At 51.0% G+C, this 10,418-nt stretch carries 10 protein-coding genes; all 10 read right to left on the bottom strand.

What is annotated here, in order from left to right; genetic code table 11:
• A partial coding sequence (locus IPL17_RS08585; RefSeq protein WP_345306668.1) for a glycosyltransferase occupies positions 1-1,343 on the bottom strand: 1,343 nt, incomplete at its 3' end.
• A gap of 6 nt (positions 1,344-1,349) precedes the next feature.
• The gene (locus IPL17_RS08580; RefSeq protein WP_345306667.1) at positions 1,350-1,868 is read right to left on the bottom strand and encodes a hypothetical protein; all 519 of its coding nucleotides are present in this window, start codon (positions 1,866-1,868) and stop codon (positions 1,350-1,352) included.
• 211 nt (positions 1,869-2,079) lie between these two features.
• Complete coding sequence (locus IPL17_RS08575; protein ID WP_345306666.1) at positions 2,080-2,454, bottom strand: hypothetical protein; 375 nt, start codon at positions 2,452-2,454, stop codon at positions 2,080-2,082.
• A 56-nt stretch (positions 2,455-2,510) separates the two neighbouring features.
• Positions 2,511-3,146 (bottom strand): PRC-barrel domain-containing protein, encoded by a 636-nt coding sequence (locus IPL17_RS08570; protein ID WP_345306665.1) that lies wholly within the window; start codon positions 3,144-3,146, stop codon positions 2,511-2,513.
• A gap of 491 nt (positions 3,147-3,637) precedes the next feature.
• Positions 3,638-5,311 carry a hypothetical protein gene (locus tag IPL17_RS08565; RefSeq protein ID WP_345306664.1) on the bottom strand — a complete coding sequence of 558 codons (1,674 nt, stop codon included), beginning with the start codon at positions 5,309-5,311 and terminating at the stop codon, positions 3,638-3,640.
• A 361-nt stretch (positions 5,312-5,672) separates the two neighbouring features.
• Entirely contained in the window at positions 5,673-6,425 is a 753-nt protein-coding gene (locus IPL17_RS08560) for a class F sortase (RefSeq protein WP_345306663.1), read from the bottom strand.
• A gap of 10 nt (positions 6,426-6,435) precedes the next feature.
• The gene (locus IPL17_RS08555; RefSeq protein WP_345306662.1) at positions 6,436-7,350 is read right to left on the bottom strand and encodes an ice-binding family protein; all 915 of its coding nucleotides are present in this window, start codon (positions 7,348-7,350) and stop codon (positions 6,436-6,438) included.
• Positions 7,351-7,585: 235 nt separating this feature from the next.
• A complete protein-coding gene (locus IPL17_RS08550; protein ID WP_345306661.1) occupies positions 7,586-8,233 on the bottom strand; it encodes a response regulator transcription factor in 648 nt (215 codons plus the stop codon).
• Positions 8,230-9,813 (bottom strand): histidine kinase, encoded by a 1,584-nt coding sequence (locus IPL17_RS08545; protein WP_345306660.1) that lies wholly within the window; start codon positions 9,811-9,813, stop codon positions 8,230-8,232. Before IPL17_RS08545 ends, IPL17_RS08550 begins: the two co-directional genes overlap by 4 nt.
• Entirely contained in the window at positions 9,810-10,388 is a 579-nt protein-coding gene (locus IPL17_RS08540) for a DUF1003 domain-containing protein (protein WP_345306659.1), read from the bottom strand. The genes IPL17_RS08545 and IPL17_RS08540 overlap by 4 nt, the downstream gene beginning before the upstream one ends.
• Positions 10,389-10,418 lie beyond the last annotated feature (30 nt).

The following is a 10,418-nucleotide window of genomic DNA, read 5'->3' as shown; positions in this document are numbered from 1 at the left end:
ACAAGCATCATCGTAAACCCCATGGTGATGAATTCATTAAACCATTGCAGGCTGGATAAAAGGTAATAATAGCGCTGCGCTGCTGTTAATTGATTCTTTGGATCCACCCAATGAGCCCAGGGCATCAGCGATTCCCAATGCTTCCGTAAGACCTGGATTCCGCCAAAACACCAGCGAAAACGCTGTTTCTTTAAGCCCTCAAAATTTAACGGCATGATGCCGTGTCCATAGGCTTGATTAATATAAATGGACTTATATCCCAGCTTGAGGATGCGCAGGCTCGCCTCGGCATCCTCTGTGATACACCACTCGTCCCACCCGCCAATTTCCTCCACCACAGACTTGCGGATCAATCCCATCGTGCCGCAAAAGATAATTGCATTATGTTCATTCCTCGAAGGCATGGAGACTTCGAAAAAATATTTGTATGCGTCATAACAGGCTTCTAAAAATGGATTGCCCTTGTAGTCGCGATAATCCTGCGGTGTCTGGACAAAGGCCACCCTTGGATCAACAAAGTGCGGAACGAGTTCGCTCAAGTAATTCGGCTGGACTTGATAGTCGGCGTCTATGATCGCAATGATCTCCGCCTCGGGATCGGTTTGCGTGAGGGCAAAGTTCAATGCGCCGGATTTATATCCGGGCCATTTATCAAGGTGAAGACATTTAAAGTGAGGACCCAATTCCTTACAAAGCGATTCCAGCGGGCGCCAGGTGGCCTCATCCGGGGTATTGTTATCGATCAATAGCACTTCAAAATTGGGATAATTTATTTTCGCCAAAGTCCGTAATGTGGCTTCGACCACTTCCAGAGGTTCGTTATAAGCCGGTACTTGCAGCGAAACCTTCGGAGTGTATCCGCTGACAGGTTGCGCGGGACCGGCCACGTGATTCCAATGGAAGCGTGTACAAACATCCAGCATTTCAAAGGTGTATGATAGTGAAAGCCCTATGGCGAACAATTCGGCAAAGAATAGAATAAATGAAAATAGGAAACTTAATGGGTTTAAGGGAGTAAAGGCCGTCACAGCAAAACTGTAGGCGATGTACAACACAGATGAAAGTATGCTCATTGTCCAGGTCGTTTGTCCAAACCAATTCCAGTTGGGGAGCAGGAGAATCCAGACACTCCCCAACAGCATGGCCGCCAGGCTGAGCATCAAGACTTCATTCGGCTCCCCAAAGGTGAATACCGCCCATAGATCCCCAAACACGATCACAGTCAACAGCCAGAGGAACCCGTTTAATTTATTGCCATGTTTGAAGCGTGTGCCCAAAAAGAATGTAACGACCGAACTGATGATCAGCCAGATGGCCGAAAGAGCCAGGAATCTTGTCAGCATTAAGTTTTACGCCAGATGAAGAAAAAGAATGAAAAAAAATACCAGTGCGATCAACCATAATATGAACGCGCCGATCATGACGATCCATGCGCGGCGGCGATCAATTGCCTCGCTGGGCTGGCGCAGTAATTGTATGGCGGCGATCATCGCCAGCGGAGAGATGATCAATGTGCCCAAGCCGGCTGGGATCAGTCCGACGACAGCCCAGCCCAGCCAGTGGGTGGCTGTTTGTGCGGGAGGAGAGTTTTGGGGCGGAAAAAGCTCTGCCATTGCCCGGTTTTTGGGATGAATGAATTGAAATTCTTCAAAGGTACGGACTTTGTAATTAACGTCAGTCTCCCCCACATAAGCAAGGAACGCGTCTTTGCGCAGAATTTTCTGCATGGTTTCGTAAAGAGTCTGGCGTGCCGTTGTATCTTCTGGATTCAACTCAAGTACTCGATTGAGTGCGGTGACCGATTCCTCCAAGGTCTCACTGGTATTGGCGGGATGTAGTGATGAAGATGGCTTGGTTATGATTTCCATATGACCTTTTGGGTTGCGATAATGGTGAATAAATTCTGATATTCTGCTCTCTACAGTACATTTATATATTGATGTCGTTGCGAGCCGCGTTCTTGGTTTTAGCGGCGAAGCAATCTCCATCGAGGCAAAGAGATTGCTTCGGATGAAGAACCAGAGCATCCTCGCAAAGACATACTAATACTGTGTAAGGTCACTTATTGAAAAGAACCTGCTAGATCGGCAAACGTTCCCGCACTTTTGCCAGGATCTGATGATCGGTCATTTTGTCGGCAGGTTCAACGGAAAGGATGTGCGCCTTAAGCCCTTCAAGCTCGATCCGTTTTTCCAGCTCGCCTTTTGCTTCACCAGGACCAAATATCTTGATCGAGTCTGCATCACGGATGACAGCGATGACTTCGTCATAGTAGCTGTTGAGATGGTTTCCAAATTTACGGTCTTGCGAATCCTCACCCAATCCATCCTCGGCCGTAAAACGAACATGTTTTTCCATGCCGGATACGATTTTCTTTACTTCTTCGCCATCATCGGTAATAAGCACGATAACTGCCTTGCGATGGTCGATCCATAAACCTGCCTGCTTTTTCATAACGATCTCCTTGTGAATACTGTGGGGGGAATGAGTTTTGATCCATGGTGGTTGTGTCAGGACCAGCGTCTGTGCACGGGGAAAGTCGGCAGAGATTCGATCTGATGTTTGTCAATATTCAGGAACAGGGTATCATCGCCGCTATCTGCTTTTGCAGAGATCGGGATGATCACATCCTTCTCGCCCCACAAATGTCCCTGCCTCATCACCAGATGTGTAATGTGACCGCTATCGGGGTTGACCACGAATTCATCCACGCGGCCTACATAGCCATCGGTCGCCTCTACGCGGGTGCCGCGATGCACGGCCAATTCTCCGGCCGGGATTTGTTGATTCTCGACAGTGACCGGCACCATGATCTCAGAAGTAACATAAGGCATGTAGAAATACGATCCCGGACCGGATATTCCGCCGCGATAGCCGGCATAATCGAGCACTTTCTCTTCAACGAACTCAGTCTGAATGAACGGAGCCATCTTCTCCAACTCGGCCTTGCTGCAGGTCAGACGGATCGTGTTGGCGATGGTTTCCTTCACAGAATCAACAGGCACGATATACTGGGTGTTGGGAGAAGCATCGGCCTTTACCACCAGATGGGTGACCTTGTCATTAACCGGGTTGATCAGCACATAGACTGATACCCCGCAAATACCGTCCGTACATTCCACTTTGGCTTGCAGTGGGATTTCCATTTTTATACCTCCAGCAAATTTATGAATTCCAGCGTGATTGGAGCACAATACCAATCATCAATTCATCATATAACAAACACACCCCGGCCGCATCCATCGGCTGGGGTGTGTTGTTCTCCACCACTTGGGGGAGACTTGCTTTATTGTGATTCGGCGCACTTGGTGATAATCATCCTTACGCGATCTTTCTCCGTTTCACCTTCGTCAGACCTGACAGGTTTTACCGCGACCTGAGCTGACCGTGGCTCTGTGAATTAAAATCTACTCGGCTCGTCAGACTTCTATGGAAACCTGTCAGGTCTTGAAAACATTCGACCTTCACACTGCCCTCCCACATTGTCAAAAAACAATAATCTCAATATCAATAGGCCTCCCGGCAGGATCTTGTGTGAGGCACGAAGAAACCAGGAGGCCTATCTTTTCAATCTACATCTTTGATCTTTATTGGATGGGGTTGCCAGATACTTCTAAAAAATCTTTACTGCAACGGGCTAACGCGTGATCCCAATCGTCAAACCGCGTTCCGGGCGGGTGAAGGCGTGGCACATCGAGCAATCTATATTTTCACTCTCAACATGCTTGTTGTGGATCGGGTTAAAGCCGGGGTTGCTTTCCTGTTCATGGCATTGTGAACAGACCTGGCTCTGGGGGCCTTTCAAGACATAACCCAGTGTGCGCAGATCCATTTGTGTACGGGAGCTGTGGCAGGCGGCGCACTCCAATGCGTTTTCCTTGGGTTCAACGCCATGGGTGATCAGTTGTTCGGCACGGGTATTGACCCAGGTGTATCCACCGGGTAATCCCATGAAGTCCACGCCGCGCTGGGCAGCCTCCTCAAATTTACCGGTCAGGAAGTTCCACAGCACATCATAAGCAACCATGCGTCCCGTGGAATTTTCACGCGGCTGGTTGGAAGTATGCACCTTGATCGGATACAACTTGCCGTCATTGATCGAACCCAGGGCGCGCGACATGGTGTAGGAACCATCCGGGTCCGCAGAAATGGACTGGGCCAGATCATATACCTGACTCTGACCATTCCAGAACGTGTAAGTGGGGATGACATTGGTCTGCCAGACATCCTGTCCCACCCACGCTCCCTGACCGTTGCATGCGGCTGTGCTCCACATCGGTTTGGTCCAATCACGTGACATCTCGGTTCCGGTCACCTTGCCATACGTGGGGATGTGGCAGGTCTGGCAGGCAACGCGGTCGGTGTGTTGATCGATACCAGTCTCGCCGTGCGGTTTCGCTTCGTGGCATTGGGTGCATGTCACTGTACCGCCTTCCGAGATGCGCAGGTCAATGCCTTGGCCGGGAATTTGATGATCTTTGGGGACATGACAATCCTGACAAGTCAGGTTGGCGCCGCTCGGCGAAATATGAACATCCACATTCGGGGAAAGCGCGGGGTCTTTGAGCGCCATGAAAATATCGCCGCGTTTACCGCCGTCCGCGCCGCCGGCTTTGGCATGACATCTTAAGCAGGTGGCAACTGTCGGCAGGTGGACGTTGCGAGCCAGATCAACCATGGTCGTCCCGGCCGGCATCAGATCAAAGCGCGGCTGCATCTGGTAATCGCCATTCACTTTGACAGGGAAATGATAAACCTTGCTGGTTCCCTGCCAATCCACAATCGTCACGTTGTTGGTTTGCGGACCGAGTGCGCGTTGATAGGTATCACTATGGCAGATGAGACAATCAACATCATTGACCGTCAGGTTGGTTACTTTGCCTGTGCTGGCGTGGCAGGTACGGCAGGCAAAATCAGCCGGCTCGGGAGCCGTACAGTACGTATTGACCTGCTTCCATTTTCCCGCCCACTGCATATGCTCGGAATGCAAGGCGCTTTCTGCTTCGGCGGAATGACAGGCAATACAAGTCTGTGGACCATCATAGGATTGAATGCCCGCATGCGGGTTGTTTGGATCGGGTGTTGCTGAAACCGAACCAGGGGTTGGAGTCCTTGCAGGAGTACTCCCCGCCTGCCCGGTAGGAGTTCGGGTTGGTCGGCGGGTTTCCTCAGACTGCGGTGTTTGAGTGGAATTTGGGGTGCGAGTAGGCCTGTGAGGGCGGTCTCTGTCGGCAGAGGCCGGGTTTACCAGCATCATGCTCAGAGAGAACAAGACAAGCGTCACACCAATAAACACCATTAGTTTTTTCATATCCATTCTCCGTGGGTCGAAAAGAACAAACGATAAAATTGGTTTTTTCTACGGAGAATGCAACAGAAGGCATCTCACTGATCTGGATTTCCATTCATAAGATTAAATTATATGTAAAACAATTTTCAATCCTTAACGCCAGACGTCATAAGGAGTAATTGTTTGTTTTATGGCTGCCCCAAAAACATCATTAGCAAGGTTAATAGACCGGTGCTTTCTTGATGGGCAATCTCAGGCGGCATATTGAATTTATAGATTTACGACCCATTGCTTAATGATTTTTTAATCTTACAAAAAAAACTCCCCAACCACATCCATCGGTTGGGGAGTTTGTGTCTCCGCCATTTGGGGGAGAAGGAATTTACTTGCTGCGCGTTGCATAAACAACCGTATGATGATCGAACTCGCCGTTGACAATGACTCCTGCGCAGGTGATAAGTGTCAGGTGCGAGAGGCCATCGGCCGATGGTTGCGGGCCGCTGCCGGTAACCGGCCCAATGCCGTAGATCTGTGCCAGCACAGCAGGGTCGGAAGACTCTGCCACTGAGTAAACCTTCACCTGATCAACAACAAAGCTGATATTCATGTTTGTATATTTGAGGTGGATGATGATCAGATCACCAGGTTGGAGATCTTCAAGGTTTGCAAAAATTTCAGGTTGCCCAAGCGGATCATTGACATGCGCGGCAAGCGTAGCAGTTCCCACGTCACCCGGAATGCCGCCGCCGCGATACCAATATGCAGATTCCCAAAGCGGATCGCCGATCGGACCTTTTGGGGCATCCATTACATTATCTGTCGTGAGTCCAACTCCAAGTATGGGCGCATTGACCTTGAGCGCGGGAATCTCAAGTTCGAGCGGTATGCTTACAGGCCCGGCTTGCAGATCAAGATTCGAATCGAACAGTTGCCCAATGGAAAAAGCCGTGGGAATCGGCTGAGCAATCGGTTGACCTATCGGCTGATCCGACGCCATGGGCAAGGGAGACGGTGCAGACCCAACCAAGGTCTGCACCGTTTCTTTGTATCCACATGAGGTAAGCGCTGCCGCAATGACCAGAACGGTTGCGGTACAACCGGTTGCACTACGATGTAAAAAACTTATGGTTCGCACAAAAAATATGTTATTGCTTATTGGCGTGGAGATATGCACGAACACCTAAAATCAAAGCTATGGCGCTGAAACTGCCAAAGATGGCAAGCGTCCAGGGGAAGCTATCATCCCGGATGGGCGCGCCGCCTGTATTCGGTAAAGCCCTGACAGTGACTGCAGTATCCCCTTCTTCTGGCACGGTTGTGGGAGACGTAGCAGTTGAGGGCACCACGGCGCAGACCGGACCGAATATGTTGTTGTTAAGCAACGTCACTTGACCAACCTGAGTCATGACTCGACCGTTCACGCTTGCGCCATCCTGCAGGTTGATGTCTGTCAGCGCGAGTACATTTCCTATGATCGAACTACCTGACCCAATAATGGATGCAGACGAAACGAGACGCCACCACACATTACACGGGTCGCCGCCGGTAACAGATGAGCCAGCCGAAGTGGTAAGTGTTGAAGCAGATTTGAAAATATACACGCCAGCCCCATTGAGTGTTAAGTTTCCAGTTAGGATGAAAGCGTCAGCACAATAGACACCCGGCCCGAGAGGCGAGACCAGGGTTAGGTCCTGTGTGCCCGCGTATGTGGTGGTGCAGACCTGATCGAGAGTTGTGAACGCAGCCGTGTTATCAGCCTGAGCCGCAGCCGCGTTTGCATCCCCGTCGTGTATGGCGCCCGGAGCATTGACGATACCCGGGGGAAAACCAGTGACATGCGGCGGTACACCAATGGTCGGGCTGGCGCCCAGGTCTCCACTGATGACCGACAAGCCGGAGTTCGTCACTATTGAGCCAGCCAGAACGGAATAACTAAACGCCGCGCCCAGTGTGGGTGATGTGGCTGCGAGCGGACGTGCAAATGCGTTGGCGGATGAACTTGCCGCCGAAAGGAGCAAAAGCAGGATGATTGAGATCGTTATATATCTTGTTTTTTTCATGTTATTTTGGCCTCCCGCCAAAAACTTCCAAACCAAGTAAATCTTTATGTGATATTTTTTGGCATCGGCGATCATTCAACCACTTTATAGATGTAAATATACACTGACGTAAAATTTTATAACAATTGCCCTCAAACCGCATCCGCCACTCGGGGAGTTTTTGTCTCCGCCAGTTGGGGGAGACGGCAGCACGAAAGTGACAGTCATCTGTTTTGCAAAGGTGACAGTCACTTGGCTACGAGACAATCCGGTTACGCAGCGCCAGTGTCACCGCTTCGGTGCGGCTGGCAACGCCTAGTTTGGACAGCACATTGCTGACATGCGATTTGATCGTGGACGGGCTGACGGTCAACTTGCCCGCGATCTGCGTGTTATTCAAACCTTCCACCATCAGAGCCAGCACTTCACGCTCGCGTTCGGTTAAGTCCAGGCCGGGCGTGGGCGGTTGATTCGCAGTATCAACCAACGCTTGCGCGGCAGCCGGTGAGAGCGTGGCGCGGCCGGCGTGTGCAGCGCGGATCGCGCGCGCCAGTTCATCCGCAGAGACATCTTTCATTAAGAAACCGATCGCCCCAGCCTCCAGCGCGTTTTTAACCAGATCGCCTTCCTTGAAACTGGATAGCGCGATCACCTGCACTTGCGGGTATTTCTCACAAATGATACGTGTCGCGCTTGCCCCGTCCATTTCAGGCATGACCATGTCCATTAACACCACATCCGGAACAGTCTTATCGCACAGTTGGACAGCGGCAAGACCGTTCTCTGCTTCCCCCGCCAGCTCAAAATCATCAAAAATTTTCAAGATGGTAGCCAATCCCCTGCGTACCATGGCGTGATCATCAACGAGCATAACCCGAATGGGGTTGGGGAAAGAGTTTGTCATAATGCCTCCTTGTCAAATACCTTGTGGGTGGGTGTTTTCGTCCAACAGATCTTGATCTCAGTACCCTGAGCAGGCTGGCTTGTAATGGTCAACAGCAGACCGGCGGCTTCCGCGCGTTCGCGCATCATCCCCAAACCATAATGGCCTGAAATCTTTTGTTCAACATCAAACCCCTGGCCGTCATCGAAAATACGCAATTCCACGACCGCATCATCCTGCCTTACCTCCATGACGACCTTGCCAGCTTTTGCATGTTTGGCGATATTATTCAGCGCTTCCTGACAGATACGGTAAAAAGCGACTTGCACTACGGCGGGCAGAGTCAACTCTTTTGGAACGGTCAGATCAACGGGCAGGTTGGTGCGGGCTTCGATGGCGCTCCCCAGCTGGCGCAGCAGGTCGCCCAGGTCCGAATCGATCAACGTGGAGGGACGCAGTTCCGCCAGCAGTGCGCGCATCTCCGCCATGGCTCCGCGGGTCAACTTGCGCAGGTCATTGAGCGAATGCCGCGCTTCGTCTTGATCGCGATCCCACAAGCGCGGCAACACTTCGGCAATTAATCCCGCCGAAAAAAGCGACTGATTGACAGCGTCGTGCAGATTGCGCGCCAGGCGCTGTCGTTCTTCCAATACCGCGAGCGCCTGGGCCTGTCCATATAGTTCAGAGTTGATCATGGTGATCGCGGCCTGATTGGCAACACTAAGAGCCAGATCAGCATGGTGGGCTGTGAAAAAATCGCGCTTATCGTGCGCCACACCCACGCCGCCGATGATACGACCTCTGACAGCCAGCGGCACCCACATCCACGATTGCATTCCCTCGAGCAATACACTAGCCCTATCCTCCAGGAGCGAACGCAGAAATTTCGCCTGCGGATCATCGCTCCACACATCTGCGACCCGAATGGGACGATGTCGGTTAAACAATATCGCCAGGGTTTCGGGGGTAGGCAAAGGAATACTGATGGGATCGAATTGTTCCAGTTGATGTGTCCCGCGTATCGCCAGAGTGACCAGGGAGGAATCTTTCAATGCGAACAGCCCGCCATGTGCGTATTCAATGATCTTTCGCAATTGGTCAAGGATCAAACCCGGTTGGAGTTCCAATGTGGATGCCAGAATATAGGAGATTTCCAGGAGTGTGGCCTGCTCATGCGTGCGGATCTCAACACGCTGGCTGAGTAACTCTTCGATCAGCATCCGCTTGCTGACATCGCGGATAATTCCCAGTAAGCAGGGGCGTCCCTGATAAGTGAACGCCGTTCCGCGCCATACAGCAAAAAACGTTGAACCATCGCGGCGCACATCCAGCACCTGAACATCGAATATACTGTCCAATTCAAACTCTTGAATAGAGTCGCTAAATACGTATTGACTATCAGGGTGTACGCAGATTGTCAAAAGCTGTCCGATGAATTCTTCTCGTGTATATCCATGCATCAACCACGCCGCAGGGTTTGCCTCAACCACCAGTCCGCTTTCCAGATCATTGATGATCAACCCGTCAACAACGGATTCGAAAATATTTTGATACGCGTCTTTTTTCTCTTCAGACGATGGTAGGTTTGGGTCTTTGTTCATAAGCGTACCCTTTTTCCAAGTTCGATAGCTTGAAGACGGTGTATTTCAGCCAGCACATCTTCCGGTCTGGTTTCCATTTCAAGGTCGGCCAGATCGCTGTTTGCGTGGTCCGTGATGTTCAGCTTATCCTGTATGGCGTCCAGCATTTGCAGGACGCGTGTCAACTCATATTCAGTCAGCAAACCAATATGCAGGTCAAGGTCGGCGCGGCGTTCAGTCTCTTCGCCAATCCGGTTCTGGCTGATGAGCACGAATGTTGAAAGAAAAATCGCCTCCAATGAAACGATCATGGTCAGCAGTCCGTAAGGAAAAGGATCAAAAGCCTGCAGGCCAAACCAGCCGGTGTTTAAGAAGATCCAGCCTCCAAACCAGACAATATGCACATAGACAAAGACCATTCGTCCGGAAAAGGAGGTGACTGCATCGGCGATACGGCCTTGCAGACTGCGTTCGCCGGCGGCCTTTGTGCGCAGATGAATGATCGTGCGAATATTTCGCTCGATCACTTTACTCAAGGCCGGGTTATCTTTTCCCTTGTCTTCTTTATCTTGAAGGGTTGTTTGATTCGCTTGCATACAAAACTCCACTTTCATTGTACTGTGAAA

This window comes from Candidatus Villigracilis saccharophilus (genome assembly GCF_016711665.1).
Note: the sequence above shows the minus strand (reverse complement) of the source record. Positions and strands in the feature narration are given on the sequence as shown.

What these genes read in the sequence shown, in the direction of transcription:
- IPL17_RS08580 (WP_345306667.1), bottom strand. Translation starts at nt 1,868, where the DNA reads ATGGAAATCATAACCAAGCCATCTTCATCACTACATCCCGCCAATACC.
- IPL17_RS08575 (WP_345306666.1), bottom strand. Translation starts at nt 2,454, where the DNA reads ATGAAAAAGCAGGCAGGTTTATGGATCGACCATCGCAAGGCAGTTATC.
- IPL17_RS08570 (WP_345306665.1), bottom strand. Translation starts at nt 3,146, where the DNA reads ATGGAAATCCCACTGCAAGCCAAAGTGGAATGTACGGACGGTATTTGC.
- IPL17_RS08565 (WP_345306664.1), bottom strand. Translation starts at nt 5,311, where the DNA reads ATGAAAAAACTAATGGTGTTTATTGGTGTGACGCTTGTCTTGTTCTCT.
- IPL17_RS08555 (WP_345306662.1), bottom strand. Translation starts at nt 7,350, where the DNA reads ATGAAAAAAACAAGATATATAACGATCTCAATCATCCTGCTTTTGCTC.
- IPL17_RS08550 (WP_345306661.1), bottom strand. Translation starts at nt 8,233, where the DNA reads ATGACAAACTCTTTCCCCAACCCCATTCGGGTTATGCTCGTTGATGAT.
- IPL17_RS08545 (WP_345306660.1), bottom strand. Translation starts at nt 9,813, where the DNA reads ATGAACAAAGACCCAAACCTACCATCGTCTGAAGAGAAAAAAGACGCG.
- IPL17_RS08540 (WP_345306659.1), bottom strand. Translation starts at nt 10,388, where the DNA reads ATGCAAGCGAATCAAACAACCCTTCAAGATAAAGAAGACAAGGGAAAA.